This is a genomic window from Streptococcus sp., assembly GCF_030825805.1.
Taxonomy (GTDB): Bacteria; Bacillota; Bacilli; order Lactobacillales; family Streptococcaceae; genus Streptococcus.
This window is the reverse complement of the sequence record NZ_JAPJPF010000043.1, coordinates 1-16,817: the sequence shown is the minus strand read 5'-3', so window position 1 is coordinate 16,817 and position 16,817 is coordinate 1. Positions and strand designations below refer to the sequence as shown.

Annotated in this window: 19 protein-coding genes; 13 read left to right on the top strand and 6 right to left on the bottom strand. The window is 41.6% G+C overall.

The genetic code is table 11. The features are described 5' to 3' along the window. Nucleotides 1-141: 141 nt before the first annotated feature. Nucleotides 142-1,491, bottom strand: coding sequence for an aspartate kinase (locus RCH62_RS07140; protein WP_306474913.1), 1,350 nt, complete (start codon nucleotides 1,489-1,491; stop codon nucleotides 142-144). Nucleotides 1,492-1,704: 213 nt separating this feature from the next. Here RCH62_RS07140 and RCH62_RS07135 point away from each other — a divergent pair, with 213 nt between their 5' ends. The 13 genes from RCH62_RS07135 to RCH62_RS07075 all read left to right on the top strand — a co-directional run bounded on the left by RCH62_RS07135 (nucleotide 1,705) and on the right by RCH62_RS07075 (nucleotide 12,302). Next, complete coding sequence (locus RCH62_RS07135; RefSeq protein ID WP_129822877.1) at nucleotides 1,705-2,496, top strand: enoyl-CoA hydratase; 792 nt, start codon at nucleotides 1,705-1,707, stop codon at nucleotides 2,494-2,496. A 98-nt stretch (nucleotides 2,497-2,594) separates the two neighbouring features. Next, a complete protein-coding gene (locus RCH62_RS07130) occupies nucleotides 2,595-3,029 on the top strand; it encodes a MarR family winged helix-turn-helix transcriptional regulator (RefSeq protein WP_006597415.1) in 435 nt (144 codons plus the stop codon). Continuing rightward, nucleotides 3,029-4,003, top strand: a complete 975-nt coding sequence (locus RCH62_RS07125) for a beta-ketoacyl-ACP synthase III (protein ID WP_195348282.1) — start codon at nucleotides 3,029-3,031, stop codon at nucleotides 4,001-4,003. Before RCH62_RS07130 ends, RCH62_RS07125 begins: the two co-directional genes overlap by 1 nt. Before the next feature lie 55 nt (nucleotides 4,004-4,058). Continuing rightward, nucleotides 4,059-4,283, top strand: a complete 225-nt coding sequence (locus RCH62_RS07120; RefSeq protein ID WP_003003892.1) for an acyl carrier protein — start codon at nucleotides 4,059-4,061, stop codon at nucleotides 4,281-4,283. Between the two features lie 110 nt (nucleotides 4,284-4,393). Continuing rightward, nucleotides 4,394-5,359: an enoyl-[acyl-carrier-protein] reductase FabK gene (gene fabK / locus RCH62_RS07115; protein ID WP_023027704.1), complete on the top strand. Its 966-nt coding sequence runs from the start codon at nucleotides 4,394-4,396 to the stop codon at nucleotides 5,357-5,359. Between the two features lie 24 nt (nucleotides 5,360-5,383). Then, nucleotides 5,384-6,304: an ACP S-malonyltransferase gene (gene fabD / locus RCH62_RS07110; protein ID WP_023027705.1), complete on the top strand. Its 921-nt coding sequence runs from the start codon at nucleotides 5,384-5,386 to the stop codon at nucleotides 6,302-6,304. Between the two features lie 12 nt (nucleotides 6,305-6,316). Continuing rightward, nucleotides 6,317-7,051: a 3-oxoacyl-[acyl-carrier-protein] reductase gene (gene fabG / locus RCH62_RS07105; RefSeq protein WP_006596905.1), complete on the top strand. Its 735-nt coding sequence runs from the start codon at nucleotides 6,317-6,319 to the stop codon at nucleotides 7,049-7,051. An 18-nt stretch (nucleotides 7,052-7,069) separates the two neighbouring features. Next, entirely contained in the window at nucleotides 7,070-8,302 is a 1,233-nt protein-coding gene (gene fabF / locus RCH62_RS07100; RefSeq protein WP_023022242.1) for a beta-ketoacyl-ACP synthase II, read from the top strand. A 1-nt stretch (nucleotide 8,303) separates the two neighbouring features. After that, nucleotides 8,304-8,786 (top strand): acetyl-CoA carboxylase biotin carboxyl carrier protein, encoded by a 483-nt coding sequence (gene accB / locus RCH62_RS07095; RefSeq protein ID WP_023027706.1) that lies wholly within the window; start codon nucleotides 8,304-8,306, stop codon nucleotides 8,784-8,786. Next, nucleotides 8,783-9,205 carry a 3-hydroxyacyl-ACP dehydratase FabZ gene (gene fabZ, locus RCH62_RS07090; protein ID WP_006596902.1) on the top strand — a complete coding sequence of 141 codons (423 nt, stop codon included), beginning with the start codon at nucleotides 8,783-8,785 and terminating at the stop codon, nucleotides 9,203-9,205. The genes accB and fabZ overlap by 4 nt, the downstream gene beginning before the upstream one ends. Before the next feature lie 10 nt (nucleotides 9,206-9,215). Continuing rightward, nucleotides 9,216-10,583, top strand: a complete 1,368-nt coding sequence (locus RCH62_RS07085; protein WP_023027707.1) for an acetyl-CoA carboxylase biotin carboxylase subunit — start codon at nucleotides 9,216-9,218, stop codon at nucleotides 10,581-10,583. 88 nt (nucleotides 10,584-10,671) lie between these two features. Beyond that, nucleotides 10,672-11,532 carry an acetyl-CoA carboxylase, carboxyltransferase subunit beta gene (gene accD / locus RCH62_RS07080; RefSeq protein ID WP_042361364.1) on the top strand — a complete coding sequence of 287 codons (861 nt, stop codon included), beginning with the start codon at nucleotides 10,672-10,674 and terminating at the stop codon, nucleotides 11,530-11,532. Next, entirely contained in the window at nucleotides 11,532-12,302 is a 771-nt protein-coding gene (locus RCH62_RS07075) for an acetyl-CoA carboxylase carboxyl transferase subunit alpha (RefSeq protein WP_023022250.1), read from the top strand. Before accD ends, RCH62_RS07075 begins: the two co-directional genes overlap by 1 nt. A 45-nt stretch (nucleotides 12,303-12,347) precedes the next feature. On the opposite strand, the gene serS is transcribed toward RCH62_RS07075, so the two are convergent. From serS to RCH62_RS07050, 5 genes are all read right to left on the bottom strand, one after another. Then, nucleotides 12,348-13,625: a serine--tRNA ligase gene (serS, locus tag RCH62_RS07070; protein ID WP_023022252.1), complete on the bottom strand. Its 1,278-nt coding sequence runs from the start codon at nucleotides 13,623-13,625 to the stop codon at nucleotides 12,348-12,350. Nucleotides 13,626-13,842: 217 nt separating this feature from the next. After that, nucleotides 13,843-14,211 (bottom strand): DUF956 family protein, encoded by a 369-nt coding sequence (locus tag RCH62_RS07065; RefSeq protein ID WP_023022254.1) that lies wholly within the window; start codon nucleotides 14,209-14,211, stop codon nucleotides 13,843-13,845. 78 nt (nucleotides 14,212-14,289) lie between these two features. Further along, complete coding sequence (locus RCH62_RS07060) at nucleotides 14,290-15,201, bottom strand: PTS system mannose/fructose/sorbose family transporter subunit IID (protein ID WP_123159669.1); 912 nt, start codon at nucleotides 15,199-15,201, stop codon at nucleotides 14,290-14,292. 18 nt (nucleotides 15,202-15,219) lie between these two features. Continuing rightward, nucleotides 15,220-16,023, bottom strand: coding sequence for a PTS mannose/fructose/sorbose transporter subunit IIC (locus RCH62_RS07055; protein WP_061564765.1), 804 nt, complete (start codon nucleotides 16,021-16,023; stop codon nucleotides 15,220-15,222). A 27-nt stretch (nucleotides 16,024-16,050) separates the two neighbouring features. Continuing rightward, nucleotides 16,051-16,817, bottom strand: a 767-nt coding sequence (locus RCH62_RS07050) for a PTS sugar transporter subunit IIB (RefSeq protein ID WP_306474912.1), incomplete at its 5' end; no start/stop codon positions are given.

Sequence of the window (16,817 nt, the reverse complement as noted above, 5' to 3'; positions counted from 1 at the left end):
GTAGCGCATGACTGTTAATCATGATGTCGTAGGTTCGAGTCCTACTGGCGGAGTAAGTGCCCGAAAGGGGTTTTTTTTTATTTTTCTTTTTTATTTTTCTTTTTTATTAGATAAGTAAAAAAGGTTCTTTCGAACCTTTTTTTAGTTAAAGAATACATTGTATAGAGCTTTTATGGCTTGTTTTTCTTGTTCTTGATTAACTACAAACATGATAGAAACTTCACTGGATCCTTGGGAAATCATTTGGATATTAATGTTGTTTTCTGATAAAGCTTTCGTAGCTGTTGCAGTTACACCGATCTGATTTTTCATATTTTCTCCTACTATCATGATAATAGAAAGATCATGTTCGATTTCTGCATAGTCCACTTGTAAGTCTTGGATTAAATGTTTTAAGATTTCTTGTTCTTTAATTGGGGTTAATTCTTTCGAACGTAGAATAACCGATAAATCGTCAATTCCAGTTGGCATGTGATCCCAACTAATATTCAAATCTTCTAAAATTTGTAATAGTTTTCTACCAAATCCGACTTCTCTATTCATTAGGTATTTGGTGGTATTAATGCTGACAAATCCAGAATCTCCTGCAATTCCAACAACTTTAACATTTTCATCGGTATGGTTCAGCACAATCTTCGTACCTGGATGTTTTGGATTGTTGGTGTTCTTGATCACCATTGGAATCTTTCCACGATAGGCTGGTACCAGTGCTTCATCATGGAGGACACTAAAGCCAGCATAGGCTAATTCCCGCATCTCCTTATAGGTTAACTCAGGAATAGAATGTGGCTGTTTGATAATGCCTGGGTGAGCTGCAAAAATACCATCGACGTCTGTAAAGTTCTCGTAGAGATCTGCTTTAACTCCCGCTGCGATAATTGATCCTGTAATATCAGAACCACCTCTTGAAAAAGTACAGACTTGGCCTTCTTTAGTAATTCCAAAGAATCCAGGGATCACTAAAATTTCATTATGGTTTCTCAGTTCTTCAATCTTATCGTAACTAGAAGGAAGAATGCGGGCATTGCAAGGTTCACTTGTTACAAAGATACCTGCATCTTTTGGATGGATATATTTTGCTTCTAACCCCTTTTTTACAAAGTAAGCTGCGATGAGTTTCGCATTGTTGTTTTCTCCAGCTGCTAAGAAGGTATCATATAAGAAAGTGTTGTCAGACTTGGGAAGTGTTGCAAGGGATTTGATATCTCTAGCAATCTCTTCGATAATTTCCTCGTCTAAGTCTAACTCCTCTGTAATAGATCGATAGCGATTGATAATCCATTCTTGACTTTGGTTCGTATCTTTTCCGTTGGTATATTCTTTAAAATACTTGATGAGGGCATCTGTGACTTTTGTGTCCTCCGCATTGCGTTTCCCTGGAGCAGAAACGACCACGTATTGACGGGCTTCATCTTCTTTAACGATATTGAATACTTTTTCTAACTGGGTAGCAGATGCTAATGAACTACCACCAAATTTAACTACTTTCATGTGGACTCCTTTACACAACTTTCTTTAAATTATACCAAAGATAGAGCTTGGTTACAATCTAAAACAGCACTGCTATCAAGCAAGTCTTTCGGCTGAGACACTTTGTTATGAAAATGTAATTTACTTCTCAAAGTAGTTGTGCTAAAATAATATAAAAATAAATAAGTTCAACTATCAAACAATTTGAACAGCTAATTAGTAAAGAGGTGGCTTATGGTGTTCGAAACGATTATATATTCTGTTGAAGAGGATCTCGCATCTATTATTTTAAATAGACCTGAGGTTTCAAATGGTTTTAACATTCCAATGTGTCAGGAAATCCTTGAAGCATTAGAATTAGCTGAGAAGAATCCAGATATTCGTTTTATTCTATTTAAAGCAGTCGGTAAGGTTTTTTCGGTTGGTGGTGATTTAGCAGAGATGAAGCGGGCTGTCGATGCCGATGATATCGATTCGTTAACGCAAATTGCGGAATTGGTTAATCAAATCTCTAAAAAAATGAAGCAACTTCCAAAACCTGTGATTATGGTAGCAGATGGTGCGGTTGCAGGAGCAACTGCTAATATGGCAGTAGCAGCAGATTTTTGTATTGCTTCTGATAAATCCAAGTTTATTCAAGCCTTTGTTGGAGTAGGTTTAGCTCCTGATGCTGGTGGTCTTTTCCTTTTAGGAAGAGCCATTGGTTTGAGTAGAGCAACTCAGTTAGCGATGACCGGTGAACCATTAGGTGCTGAAAAGGCTCTGGAATATGGCGTTGTGTATAAGGTTTCTGAAGTAGATAAATTAGACAAGACTGTTAACCAACTTCTCATGAAGTTAAGACGTAGCTCAGACAATTCTTTTGCTGCGATTAAAGAGTTGGCCTGGTCTAGCATGCTGACTGATTGGGATCGCTATGCTGAAATTGAGTTGAGATTGCAAAGAAATCTATCTTTAAAAGAAGACTTTAAAGAGGGAGTTATTGCCTATTCAGAGCGTCGACGTCCAAAATTTATAGGAAAATAAAAACGTAAAATTTTTATGTTTTTGTTGTTGAGACTTGCTATTTGCTTTGAATTTTGATAAAATTCGATTATCAAAGTAATGAATAGGGGGTGTGGTTTTTGAATTTTCAACTAGTCAATGATTACCTTACATCCATTTTTAACAACGTTTTAGTCATCGAAGAAACTAGTTTACGTAGCAGTCGATTTAATGATGTTTCTATTAAGGAAATGCACACAATAGATGTCATCGGCTCAACACCAAACGCAACTCCAAGTGATATTTCGCGTTCGTTAATGGTAACGTTAGGTACAGTCACAACCAGTTTAAATAACCTTGAACGAAAAGGTTATATTGAACGAACCAGATCTGAAGTTGATCGTCGGGTTGTCCATTTGAGTTTGACCAAAAGAGGAAAACTCTTGTATCGGCTTCACCAACAATTTCACAAGCGGATGGTCAATCAGATTATCGATGGGATGTCTCCAGATGAACGGAAAGTGATGCAAAAAGGTTTGCAGAACCTTTATCGTTTCTTGGAGGAGTTGAAATAATGACTTTTGCAAAAATAAGTCAAGTAGCCCATTATTCGCCTAGCCAAGTGATTTCCAATCAAGATCTTTCTGAACGGATGGATACCAGCGATGAGTGGATTGCAAGTCGGACGGGAATTCGAAAGCGCCATATATCCAAGTCGGAGTCAACCAGCGATTTAGCTGCGGAAGTAGCTCGTCGCTTGCTTAAAAAGAGTGGTTTACATGCGGATCAGATAGATTTTATCATTGTTGCAACGATTTCTCCGGATTCTATGATGCCATCTACAGCTGCTCGTGTTCAAGCTAAAATTGGTGCCTCTAAAGCCTTTGTTTTTGATTTGACCGCTGCTTGTAGTGGATTTGTATTTGCGCTTGCGACTGCTGAAAAGTATATTCGCTCTGGCCAGTACAAACGAGGAATCGTTATCGGAAGTGAAACCTTATCGAAAGTGATCGATTGGGAAGATCGGACAACAGCAGTCTTGTTTGGGGATGGTGCTGGCGGTGTTTTATTGGAAGCTTCCGAGCAACAAACTTTTTTAGCAGAAAGTCTGTTTTCAGACGGTTCCCGTGGAGAAGTTCTTCAATCATCATCTGTTGGTTTATCTTCACCATATTCTGATAAGGAAGAAGATAAAAAATATTTGTCAATGGATGGGAGAGCAGTCTTTGATTTTGCCATTCGGGATGTGGCTAAGAGTATTAAAAATACGTTAGCAGATGCTCCAGTGCCTGTTGAAGAGATTGATTTTTTTCTTCTGCACCAAGCAAATGACCGTATCTTAGATAAAATGGCTAAGAAAATCGGGGTTGATCGGGAAAAACTTCCTGCAAACATGATGGAATATGGTAACACGAGTGCCGCAAGTATTCCAATTTTATTATCGGAGTGTGTCGACCAAGGACTGATCAAATTGGATGGAAGTCAAACAATTCTTCTGTCTGGATTTGGTGGAGGTTTGACATGGGGCTCACTTCTTGTTACAATCTAGTTAAACATGTGGTAACACATTTTAAAAATTTTTTATTATTTTAAGGAGGCCAATCATGGCAGTATTTGAAAAAGTACAAGAAATTATCGTTGAAGAACTTGGTAAAGAACCATCAGAAGTAACACTTGAGTCTACTTTTGAAGATCTTGAAGCTGATTCATTGGATTTGTTCCAAGTGATTTCAGAAATTGAAGATGCATTCGACATTCAAATTGAAACTGAAGAAGGATTGTCTACTGTAGGTGACCTTGTTGCTTACGTAGAAGAAAAAACTAAATAATAATGGATGAGAGTATCGAAAGATATTCTCTCTTGTTTAGGTAATAGTTTGACGCTCAAAGCAAAGAACCGCTTTCAAACTATTACTTAAGCGAAAATGAGGAAGGTACTATGCAAACACGAATTACAGAATTATTAAACATTAAATATCCAATTTTCCAAGGTGGTATGGCTTGGGTAGCAGATGGAGATCTTGCTGGAGCTGTATCCAATGCAGGTGGTCTTGGGATCATCGGTGGAGGAAATGCACCTAAAGAAGTTGTCAAAGCGAATATTGATCGTGTCAAATCCATTACTGACAAACCTTTTGGAGTGAATATCATGCTCCTCTCTCCTTTTGCAGATGACATTGTTGACTTGGTTATCGAAGAAGGGGTTAAAGTTGTTACCACTGGTGCAGGGAATCCTGGGAAATATATGGATCGTTTCCACGAAGCTGGCATTACCGTTATTCCAGTTGTACCTTCAGTAGCTTTAGCAAAACGGATGGAAAAACTAGGTGCGGATGCTGTGATTGCTGAAGGAATGGAAGCAGGTGGGCATATTGGTAAATTGACTACCATGACCCTGGTTCGTCAAGTGGTCGAAGCTGTTTCTATTCCCGTTATTGGTGCTGGTGGTGTGGCTGATGGTGCTGGAGCAGCTGCAGTCTTCATGCTTGGAGCAGCTGCTGTTCAAGTGGGAACACGATTTGTCGTAGCTAAAGAATCAAATGCTCACCAAAACTTTAAGAATAAAATCTTGAAAGCTAAAGACATTGATACAGTAGTGTCTGCGTCAGTTGTTGGCCATCCAGTTCGTGCGATTAAGAATAAATTGGCTTCTGCCTATAACCAAGCGGAAAAAGATTTCTTGGCAGGTAAGAAGACTCAAGAAGAAATTGAAGAATTAGGAGCAGGTGCTCTTCGCAATGCTGTTGTGGACGGAGACGTTGATAACGGATCTGTGATGGCAGGACAAATTGCAGGTCTCGTAGGTAAAGAAGAAACCTGTGCTGAAATCTTGGAAGATATCTATTTTGGAGCTGCTAAAGTCATTCAGAAAGAAGCAGCTCGCTGGGCAGATGTCAAATTCTAACAAGTAAAGGAAAGGAAGAGGACAGTGACAAAACGTGCTTTCTTATTTGCTGGTCAAGGTGCCCAAAAATTGGGGATGGCTAGTGACTTGTATGCAACTTATCCGATTGTTAAGGAGACATTTGATACTGCAAGTCAGATTTTGGGCTATGATTTACGAGAATTGATTGATTCTGATGAAGACAAGCTCAATCAAACACGCTTTACCCAACCGGCTATTTTGACAACTTCAGTAGCTATTTATCGTCTATTAGCAGAAAAGGGCATGACACCGGATATTGTTGCCGGTCTTTCTCTAGGAGAATATTCTGCTTTGGTTGCTGCAGGTGCTCTTTCTTTTGAAGAAGCAGTCGCTTTGGTAGCCAAGCGGGGTGAATTTATGGAAACAGCTGCGCCTGCTGGAAGCGGGAAGATGGTAGCTGTCATGAATACTGATCCTGCCTTGATTGAAGAAATCTGTCAACAGGCTTCTGAAAAGGGAGTTGTAACACCAGCTAACTACAATACTCCTGCCCAAATTGTGATTGGTGGAGAGGTTGAAGCTGTGGATTATGCAGTTGAACTCTTACAAGAAGCAGGGGCAAAACGGTTGATTCCTCTAAATGTCTCTGGTCCTTTCCATACGGCCTTACTTGCTTCTGCTAGTGAAAAACTAGCGACTGAACTTGAAAAAGTTACTTTTAAGGACTTTAGCTTGCCTTTGGTTGGGAATACAGAAGCAAAGATCATGAAATCAGACGAAATCAAAGCTTTATTAGCTCGCCAGGTGATGGAGCCTGTTCGTTTCTATGATTCGATTGCAACGATTCAAGAGTTTGGAGTAGATGAAGTGATTGAAATTGGTCCAGGTAAGGTCTTGACTGGTTTCTTGAAAAAAATTGATAAAACTCTTCCAACGAAAAATGTTGAGGATCAAGCAAGCCTTGATGCCTTACTGAACGAATAAGATGAGGTGACTATGGAACTGAAGAATAAAAATGTATTTGTTACTGGCTCAAGTCGAGGCATTGGATTGGCTATTGCACATAAATTTGCGTCAAAAGGTGCCAACATTGTCTTAAATAGTCGTGGAGAGCTCCCTGCAGGTCTAGTGGATGAATTTGCCTCATACGGTGTGAAGGTAGTTGGCGTTACTGGGGATGTATCCCAAGCTACGGAAGCGAAACGAATGGTCGCGGAAGCGATTGAAGCACTTGGCTCAGTAGACATCCTTGTTAACAATGCTGGGATTACCAATGATAAGCTCATGTTAAAATTGACGGAAGAAGATTTTGAGCAAGTCTTGAAGGTGAATTTGACTGGTGCTTTTAATATGACACAATCAGTCTTAAAGCCGATGACCAAGGCGCGTGAAGGTGCTATCATTAACATGTCGAGTGTTGTCGGTCTAACCGGAAATGTTGGACAAGCTAACTATGCAGCCTCAAAAGCTGGTTTGATTGGTTTTTCTAAATCGGTAGCGCGTGAAGTAGCTGGTAGAAATGTCCGAGTCAATGTCATTGCGCCGGGCTTCATTGAGTCTGATATGACAGAAGGACTTCCGGAAAAAATTAAAGAAATGTCTCTCGCTCAAATTCCAATGAAACGATTTGGAAATACAGAAGAAGTAGCAGATGTTGCAGTCTTTCTTGCGACTCAAGAATATCTAACAGGGCAAGTCATCGCAATTGATGGTGGCTTAACCATGCAATAAAAAGAGGTAGGTTTTGAAATGAAATTAAATCGTGTTGTTGTAACAGGCTATGGCTTGACATCTCCAATCGGAAACACTCCAGAAGAATTTTGGAATAGCTTAAAAGAAGGAAAAATTGGAATTGGTCCGATTACAAAATTTGACCACAGTGACTTTGCTGTTCATAATGCAGCTGAAATCCAAGATTTCCCATTTGATAAATACTTTATCAAAAAAGATACAAACCGCTTTGACAACTACTCATTATATGCTTTGTATGCCGCTCAAGAAGCTGTGAATCATGCAGGTTTAGATGTAGAAGCTATTGATAAAGATCGTTTTGGTGTCATTGTTGCTTCTGGTATCGGTGGTATCAAAGAAATCGAAGATCAAGTGATTCGCTTGCATGAAAAAGGGCCAAAACGTGTCAAACCAATGACCCTTCCAAAAGCTCTGCCAAATATGGCATCTGGTAATGTTGCTATGCGTTTTGGAGCTAATGGAATTTGTAAATCGATCAATACTGCTTGTGCCTCTTCCAATGATGCGATTGGGGATGCTTTCCGTGCCATTAAATTTGGTTTCCAAGATTTGATGTTGGTAGGTGGTTCAGAAGCTTCTATTACGCCATTTGCAATTGCCGGTTTCCAAGCCCTAACAGCTCTTTCAACAACAGAAGATCCAACTCGTGCTTCTATTCCATTTGATAAAGATCGGAATGGATTTGTAATGGGTGAAGGATCAGGTATGTTGGTACTTGAAAGTTTGGAACACGCTGAAAAACGTGGTGCAACCATTCTTGCTGAAGTGGTGGGCTACGGTAATACCTGTGATGCTTACCATATGACTTCTCCACATCCAGAAGGTCAAGGTGCTATCAAGGCAATGAAGTTGGCTTTGGATGAGGCAGAAATTGAACCAGCTCAAGTTGATTATGTCAACGCCCATGGAACCTCTACTCCAGCAAATGAAAAAGGAGAAAGTGGTGCAATCGTTTCTGTATTTGGTACAGAAGTTCCAGTATCTTCTACAAAATCATTTACAGGTCACCTCTTGGGAGCAGCAGGGGCAGTTGAAGCTATTGCGACAATTGAAGCAATTCGCCATCAATATGTTCCAAAAACTGCTGGAACACAAGAGTTATCAGATTATATTGAAGCCAATGTCATCTTTGGTGAAGGGCAAGAACGTCCGATTTCCTATGCTATTTCCAATACATTTGGATTTGGAGGACACAATGCTGTCTTAGCCTTTAAACGTTGGGAGGGATAAAGTGAATATTCAAGAAATTAAAGACCTAATGAGTCAATTTGACCAATCCAGTCTTCGTGAATTTAGCTATCAAAATGCAACGGATGTGCTATCATTTAGTAAAAATACTGGCAGTGTAGCTAGCTCGCAACCTGCTACGCCAGCTCCTGTAGTTCAGGAAGTGGCGCCCGCTGTTGAAAGCCCTGTTGTTCTCGCAGAAGAACCAGCTGCTCCGTCAGCTCCAGAAGTTGCTCCAACAGTAGCAGCAGAAGGGGAAGTAGTTGAAAGTCCTCTTGTCGGTGTAGCTTATTTAGCTTCAGGTCCAGATAAACCAGCTTTTGTTCAGGTTGGAGATAGCGTTTCAAAAGGCCAAACTTTATTGATTATTGAAGCAATGAAAGTCATGAATGAAGTTCCTGCGCCAAGAGATGGAATCGTCACTGAAATCCTTGTTTCAAATGAAGAAATGGTCGAGTTTGGGAAAGGATTGGTACGGATTAAATGATCGATATTCAAGCTATTAAAGAGGCTCTTCCGCATCGCTATCCGATGTTGTTGGTGGATCGCGTCCTTGAAACAAGTGAGGATACGATTGTAGCCATTAAGAATGTGACGATCAATGAGCCCTTCTTTAATGGGCACTTTCCAAGCTACCCAGTAATGCCAGGTGTCCTCATTATGGAAGCCTTGGCACAAACTGCCGGTGTCTTAGAATTATCCAAACCAGAAAATAAAGGGAAATTAGTCTTTTACGCTGGAATGGATAAGGTTAAATTTAAAAAACAAGTCGTTCCGGGAGATCAGCTCGTGATGACGGCTACCTTTGTCAAGCGTCGTGGTTCGATTGCGGTCGTGGAAGCAAAAGCGGAAGTCGATGGGAAATTAGCTGCTAGCGGGACCCTAACATTTGCAATTGGTAACTAGGGAGGTTTCTATGTTCCGAAAAATTTTAATCGCGAATCGTGGTGAAATTGCGGTCCGGATTATTCGAGCTGCTCGTGAATTAGGAATTGAAACAGTCGCTGTCTATTCAACGGCTGATAAAGAAGCCTTGCATACCTTACTAGCGGATGAAGCAGTTTGTATTGGGCCTGCCAAGTCAACCGAGTCTTATTTGAACATGAATGCTGTTTTATCTGCAGCAGTTTTGACTGGATCAGAAGCGATTCACCCAGGATTTGGATTTTTGAGTGAAAATTCGAAGTTTGCCACCATGTGTGAAGAAGTAGGGATTAAGTTTATTGGACCATCAGGATCTGTTATGGATATGATGGGTGATAAAATTAATGCCCGAGCACAAATGATCAAAGCAGGCGTACCTGTGATTCCAGGATCAGATGGTGAAGTTCATACAGCTGAAGAAGCCTTGGAAGTTGCTGATCGGATTGGCTATCCTGTTATGCTGAAGGCGTCAGCTGGAGGTGGCGGTAAAGGTATCCGTAAAGTAGAACGGGCAGAGGACCTAGTTCCAGCTTTTGAATCTGCTTCGACAGAAGCTAAGGCGGCCTTTGGCAATGGAGCTATGTACCTTGAACGCGTCATCTACCCAGCTCGTCATATTGAGGTTCAAATTTTGGCTGACCAATTTGGACATGTGGTTCATTTGGGTGAACGGGATTGTTCCCTTCAAAGAAACAACCAAAAAGTCCTCGAAGAATCTCCATCCGTAGCAATCGGTAAGACAATTCGAGACCAAATCGGATCTGCAGCTGTCCGCGCGGCAGAATCTGTTGGCTATGAAAATGCTGGGACAATCGAGTTTCTTTACGATGAAGGTAAAGGCGAATTTTACTTCATGGAGATGAATACTCGGGTTCAAGTTGAGCATCCCGTGACAGAATTTGTCACTGGAATTGATATCGTGAAAGAGCAAATTAAGATTGCTGAAGGCCAAGAATTGTCTGTGCGTCAAGAAGATATCCAAATTTCCGGTCATGCCATTGAATGCCGGATCAATGCGGAAAATCCTGCCTTTAACTTTGCACCAAGTCCAGGAAAGATCACCAATCTCTACCTTCCAAGTGGAGGGGTTGGCTTGCGCGTGGATTCTGCAGTCTATCCTGGCTATACGATTCCACCTTACTACGATAGTATGATTGCCAAAATCATTGTCCATGGAGAGAATCGTTTCGATGCCTTGATGAAGATGCAACGCGCCCTCTATGAGTTGGAAATTGACGGTGTAATGACCAACAGTGATTTCCAATTGGATTTGATTTCAGATTCGAATGTGATTGCTGGTGATTACGATACCGCCTTTCTGATGGAAAAATTTTTACCAAATTATCAGAAAAATCAATAAGCATTGAACTTTGTAAATGTGAGATTCATTTTCACAAGGAATGAACGCGCACAATTACAAAGTTCTTTTACCAAGTAAGGAGAAGTTGATGGCTTTATTTTCTAAAAAAGATAAGTACATTCGAATTAATCCCAATCGGTCGGCCATTGAAGCACCTCAGCCGAAACCAGAGGTTCCAGATGAGTTGTTTTCTCAGTGTCCGGGCTGTAAACATACCATTTACCAAAAGGATCTAGGAAGTGAACGTCTGTGTCCTAAGTGTGGCTATACCTTCCGTATTTCTGCTGTAGAACGGCTTCAATTGACGATTGATCCAGGAAGCTTTATTGAACTGTTTACGGGTATTGAGACCAAGGACCCGCTTAAGTTTCCAAACTACAAGAAGAAATTGGCGACTGTTCGTGAATTAACAGGGCTTGATGAGGCTGTGTTAACAGGAACTGCAAAGATCGGGGGCCATAAAGTCGCTCTTGGTATTATGGATTCCAATTTTATCATGGCTTCTATGGGCTCTGTGGTCGGTGAAAAGATTACCCGCCTATTTGAATTGGCGACAGAAGAAAAGCTCCCAGTCGTGCTCTTTACAGCTTCTGGTGGTGCTCGGATGCAAGAAGGAATCGTCAGTTTGATGCAGATGGCTAAAATCTCTGCAGCTGTTCAAAGACACTCAAAAGCAGGCTTGTTTTATCTTACCGTTCTAACAGACCCAACAACAGGAGGGGTAACGGCGTCATTTGCAATGGAAGGGGATATCATCATTGCAGAGAGTCAAGCCCTTGTGGGATTTGCAGGTCGTCGAGTGATCGAGTCAACCGTGCGGGAACAGTTGCCGGATAATTTCCAAAAGGCTGAATTTTTACAAGAGCATGGCTTTGTGGATGTGATTGTCCAGCGTAGTGATATGCGTTCAACAATCGCAGACTTGTTAGCCTTTCATGGAGGGAAGTAATGACAAGAATAACACAAATTATTAAAGAAGCTCGTGACCAAGGACGTTTGACAGCTCTTGATTATGCTCATGGAATTTTTGAAAACTTTATCGAACTACATGGAGATCGGAATTTCCGAGATGACGGTGCAGTGATTGGTGGAATTGGTTGGCTTGGAGATCAAGCGGTAACGGTTGTCGGGATTCAAAAAGGAAAGAATCTTCAGGATAACCTCAGTAGAAACTTTGGTCAACCCCACCCTGAAGGTTATCGAAAAGCTTTGCGTCTGATGAAACAGGCGGAGAAGTTTGGTCGTCCAGTAGTAACCTTCATCAATACCGCGGGTGCTTATCCGGGTGTTGGCGCTGAAGAACGGGGACAGGGTGAGGCTATCGCGCGTAACCTCATGGAAATGAGTGATTTAAAGGTTCCGATTATTGCAATTATCATCGGAGAAGGAGGCTCAGGTGGCGCCCTTGCTCTGGCTGTAGCGGACAAGGTCTGGATGTTGGAGAACTCTATCTATGCCGTCTTGAGTCCAGAAGGATTTGCTTCTATTCTATGGAAAGATGGAAGCCGTGCCATGGAAGCTGCTGAGTTGATGAAGATTACTTCGCATGAGTTGTTAAATATGGATATTGTGGACAAGGTGATTCCGGAGCATGGTTTCTCAAATGGAGAACTACTAGCTCAAGTGAAGAAGGAAATTCAAGCAGAATTGAAGGAACTACAAGCTTTGTCTCTCGAAGATCTGCTAGAGCAACGCTACCAGCGTTTTCGTAAATATTAAAAAAACTGAGCTTGCAGATGCAAGACTCAGTTTTTTTATCTTATCTTATTTTGGTGCAATAACTTCAGCTCCACCCATGTATGGACGAAGGACTTCTGGAATGGTTACAGAACCATCTGCGTTTTGATAGTTTTCAAGAATAGCAGCGACGGTACGTCCAACAGCCAATCCAGAACCATTCAAGGTGTGAAGAAGTTTCACTTTACCATCTGCTTCATCACGGTAACGGATTTGCGCACGACGGGCTTGGAAATCTTCTGTATTGGAACAGCTTGAGATTTCACGGTAAGTATTTTGTGCAGGAATCCAAACTTCCAAGTCATAAGTCTTAGCAGCTGAGAAGCCCATATCTCCTGTAGAAAGAGCAACAACACGGTATGGCAAGTTTAGTTTTTGAAGGATGTTTTCAGCGTTGGCTGTCATTTTCTCCAATTCTTCGTATGATTCTTCCGGTTTGGCAAATTTGACCATTTCAACCTTGTGGAATTGGTGAAGGCGGATCAAGCCACGAGTATCACGACCAGCTGAACCAGCTTCTGAACGGAATGATGGACTCATAGCAGTAAAGTAGATTGGTAGATCTTTGCCATCGATGATTTCATCACGGTAGTAGTTCGTTAGAGGCACTTCAGCAGTTGGAATCAAGACATAGTTAGTATCGCTGAGTTCAAAAGTATCTTCCTTAAATTTTGGATATTGCCCAGTACCAAACATAGAGTCATGGTTGACCATGTAAGGGGTGATGACTTCAGTATAGCCTTCCTTACCGTGTTCATCTAGCATAAAGTTGTAGATAGCACGTTCCAAACGAGCTCCCAGGCCTTTATAGAAAAGGAAGCGGGCACCAGTGACTTTCCCACCACGTTCCCAGTCAAGGATGTCTAAGTCCTCGCCAAGATCCCAGTGGGCTTTTGGTTCAAAGTCAAACTCACGAGGAGTTCCCCAACGGCGAACTTCTACGTTATCGTCCTCGTCTGCACCAATAGGAACACTATCAGCTGGGATGTTTGGAAGAGTAGTGGTAAATTCTGTCAATTTAGCATCGATTTCCGCTAATTCTGCATCTAGCGCTTTGACTTCAGCAGATAGGGTTTGCATGGCAGCAATCTTGTCGTCTGCATTTTCCTTGTTGCGTTTGGCTTGAGCAATTTCAGCAGAAACGGTGTTACGCTCTGCCTTGAGGGTTTCAACCTTGACTAAGATGTCACGACGTTTAGCATCGATTTCCTTCATCTCATTTAAGATAGCAGCGTCTACCCCACGTGTCGCCAATTTTTCAGCAACCGTATCAAAATCGGTACGAATTCGTTTAATATCTAACATAGCTTCTCCTTTAACAAAAAACACACCTGTTATAGTGTTGGAGTGGCAGGGCCACGGTTCCATCCAACTTCACAGGTGTGCACTTGATTCAATATTGTATTTTAAAGAAACGGTAGAATTTCAATTAAGGTTTCTATCTGCTCACAGCAACCGCAGACTTTCTGAAAGAGCCTCTTAACTTACTTATCCGTTTTTGTTTATTATACAAGAAAAGAAGCTATTTTGCAAATAGATTTTTTATTTTAGCTGCGATGGTTTGGATCAAGGTCGGCAATTTGACAATTTTATCATTTCCAAGGTGTTCACGGGCAATTTTTAAGATTTTTCCCGAGTCTTTAGAAGCAAACAGGAATTTGCTTTCCTTGGTATAGATTTCAAAATGGCGGCTAATTTTACGCCCGGATACGTTGGCTCCAATCTGTTCGATTTCTTTCCAGGGAATTTGGACGTAGTCTTCTACATTAGCATCTGCATAAAATTCAAAAGCCACGTCTCCAACTAAAATTTTTCCAACCTTTCCTCCCACTCCTAGATAAGAGACTCCTGTGGTATGGAATTCAACGGTTTTATTCTGCGATTGCGCCATTCTTTCCTCCTGATTTCAAGTAATTCTATTATATCATAATAAAAAGAAGGCCGAAACCTTCTTTTTATTGATTTTTGCTTACATCAAGCCAGCAACGTGTGCCAAGACACCGATGACAAAGAGGGCGATAATGATGGTGATAGGAGATACTTTTTTCTTAAGCAACCACATACAAGCAAAAGTAAGAAGTAATCCCATCAAACCAGGAATCAATGAATCCAAGTTTTGTTGGAAAGTTGTAACTTTTTCAGGTGTTTGAGATAGGCCTGAACCAACTTGAGCGAAGGCTTCTTGGATTCCCTTGTATCCTTCAGGAAGTTTATCCCAGTGGATATAAGCCTTGTCATCTAATTTGACAGAAGAAACATTGAAGACGAATTTAATCGATACCCAACGTTCTACTAAGACAGCGAGGATGAACATACCAAGGATAGATGCACCTTTTGTGATGTCTTGCAAGATACCACCAGACATATCTTTAGTAATTTCAGAACCTGCTTTGTATCCGAGTTCTTGGGTGTACCACAAGAAGGACATACGAATTGCGTTCCATGCAAAGAAGAAGATGAGTGGACCAAGGATGTTACCAGTTAAGGCAAGAGATGCTCCAAGAGCTCCCAAGATTGGACGAACTGTAAACCAGAAGACTGGATCTCCAATACCAGCCAAAGGCCCCATCATACCGATTTTCACCCCTTGGATAGCAGCATCATCAATAGCAGCTCCGTTTGCTTTTTCTTCTTCAAGGGCAAGAGTTACCCCGATGATTGGAGCAGCTACGTATGGGTGAGTGTTGAAGAACTCCATGTGACGCTCAAGAGCTGCCGCTTGGTCTTCTTTCTTCGTGTAAAGTTTTTTGATAGCTGGGATCAATGAGTAAGCCCAACCCAAGTTTTGCATCCGTTCATAGTTCCAAGAACCTTGCAAGAAGGTTGAACGCCACCAAACTTTTTGACGATCTGATTTAGATAATTGTAATTTTTCAGTCATGATAGTGTCACACCTTTCTTAATAGTCTTCAAGGATATCGCCGATTGGGTCATTAGAAGTAGCAACTCCGCCACCTCCATTGCCACCTTTCTTAGAGAGAGAAAGGTAGATCAAGGCAAGGGCAACACCAATTGCACCAAGAGCAATCAAGGTCAATTGGCTAACGGCAGCAAGAGCAAAACCAATGGCAAAGAATGGCCAAACTTCACGACTTGCCATCATGTTGATAACCATGGCGTAACCAACGGCTACGACCATACCACCACCGATTTGCATACCGTCTGACAACCAAGCAGGCATCGCTTCAAGAGCACCTTTAACAGTGTCAGCAGGGATCATCAAAAGAAGGGCTGCAGGAATGGCGATACGAAGACCTTGAAGGAGAAGTGCTACAAAGTGAGCGCGTTCTACGCCTTTGATATCACCTTTTTTAGCAGCAGCATCGGCAGTGTGGACCAAACCAACGGAGAGAGTACGGACGATCATGGTCAAGAAAAGACCAGCAACTGCAAGTGGAATAGCTACACCTTGAGCCACAGCGATTCCTTTTGCACTGAAGTCTCCCCCAAGTACCATGATGATGGCAGCAGCGACTGATGCAAGAGCAGCGTCGGGTGCAACTGCGGCACCAATGTTGGCCCAGCCAAGTGCAAGTAATTGAAGGGAACCACCAAGCATAACACCGGCAGTCAAGTTACCTGTTACCAAACCGATTAAGGTACAAGCAACAAGTGGTTGGTGGAATTGGAATTGGTCAAGGATACCTTCAAGACCTGCTAAGAAGGCAACAACGACCACTAATACCATAGAAATAATAGACATGTTTAAAATCCTTTCGTAAGTAATCGATTATTGAACGTTCGCTTTGTTAATTAAGTCAAACAAATCTTTCTTAGAGTCATTTGGTACTTTACGGACATCAAATTCCACTCCAAGATCACGCATTTTTTCAAATGTAGCCACATCCTCTTTATCCATTGACAAGACATTGTTAACCATGGTTTTACCAGTTGAGTGGGCCATTGAACCAACGTTCAAGGTTTTAATCGGAACACCACCCTCGATGGCACGAAGGGCATCTTGAGGTGTTTCAAATAAGATCAAAGCATGTGTTTCACCAAAGCGTGGATCTTTTGCAACGTCGATCAATTTCTGAATTGGGACAACATTTGCTTTGACACCATTTGGTGCTGCTTGCTTGATCAACTCTTTACGAAGTTCATCTTTGGCAACTGAGTCTGAAGCAACGATAATGCGATCTGCTTTTGAATCAGGAGTCCAAGCAGTAGCGACTTGTCCATGAAGGAGACGAGTATCTAAGCGAGCAAGATTAATCTTGAGCTTGCCATCTCCGATCACTGTTCCTTCTGGAATAGCAGCTTGGGCAACAGGGGCAGCGGAAGCAGTGCTTGCTTCTTCGACAGGATTCAATTCTTCTGGAAGAGCTTTGATTCCATCTTTAGATTCTTTGATGATGTTTGCAGCAACTTGATCAACGCCAGCATTTGTATCCATCAAACGCTCTGTATAAGCTTGAATCAACATCGGAAGGTTTAATCCAGTAATGATCGCAAATTTACGATCTGGATTTTCTCCCATGACGCGACTTGCTTGGT

What these genes read in the sequence shown, in the direction of transcription:
- fabK (WP_023027704.1), top strand. Translation starts at nt 4,394, where the DNA reads ATGCAAACACGAATTACAGAATTATTAAACATTAAATATCCAATTTTC.
- RCH62_RS07065 (WP_023022254.1), bottom strand. Translation starts at nt 14,211, where the DNA reads ATGGCGCAATCGCAGAATAAAACCGTTGAATTCCATACCACAGGAGTC.
- RCH62_RS07060 (WP_123159669.1), bottom strand. Translation starts at nt 15,201, where the DNA reads ATGACTGAAAAATTACAATTATCTAAATCAGATCGTCAAAAAGTTTGG.
- RCH62_RS07120 (WP_003003892.1), top strand. Translation starts at nt 4,059, where the DNA reads ATGGCAGTATTTGAAAAAGTACAAGAAATTATCGTTGAAGAACTTGGT.
- fabG (WP_006596905.1), top strand. Translation starts at nt 6,317, where the DNA reads ATGGAACTGAAGAATAAAAATGTATTTGTTACTGGCTCAAGTCGAGGC.
- accD (WP_042361364.1), top strand. Translation starts at nt 10,672, where the DNA reads ATGGCTTTATTTTCTAAAAAAGATAAGTACATTCGAATTAATCCCAAT.
- serS (WP_023022252.1), bottom strand. Translation starts at nt 13,625, where the DNA reads ATGTTAGATATTAAACGAATTCGTACCGATTTTGATACGGTTGCTGAA.
- RCH62_RS07075 (WP_023022250.1), top strand. Translation starts at nt 11,532, where the DNA reads ATGACAAGAATAACACAAATTATTAAAGAAGCTCGTGACCAAGGACGT.
- RCH62_RS07055 (WP_061564765.1), bottom strand. Translation starts at nt 16,023, where the DNA reads ATGTCTATTATTTCTATGGTATTAGTGGTCGTTGTTGCCTTCTTAGCA.
- fabZ (WP_006596902.1), top strand. Translation starts at nt 8,783, where the DNA reads ATGATCGATATTCAAGCTATTAAAGAGGCTCTTCCGCATCGCTATCCG.
- RCH62_RS07140 (WP_306474913.1), bottom strand. Translation starts at nt 1,491, where the DNA reads ATGAAAGTAGTTAAATTTGGTGGTAGTTCATTAGCATCTGCTACCCAG.
- fabF (WP_023022242.1), top strand. Translation starts at nt 7,070, where the DNA reads ATGAAATTAAATCGTGTTGTTGTAACAGGCTATGGCTTGACATCTCCA.
- RCH62_RS07125 (WP_195348282.1), top strand. Translation starts at nt 3,029, where the DNA reads ATGACTTTTGCAAAAATAAGTCAAGTAGCCCATTATTCGCCTAGCCAA.
- RCH62_RS07085 (WP_023027707.1), top strand. Translation starts at nt 9,216, where the DNA reads ATGTTCCGAAAAATTTTAATCGCGAATCGTGGTGAAATTGCGGTCCGG.
- RCH62_RS07135 (WP_129822877.1), top strand. Translation starts at nt 1,705, where the DNA reads ATGGTGTTCGAAACGATTATATATTCTGTTGAAGAGGATCTCGCATCT.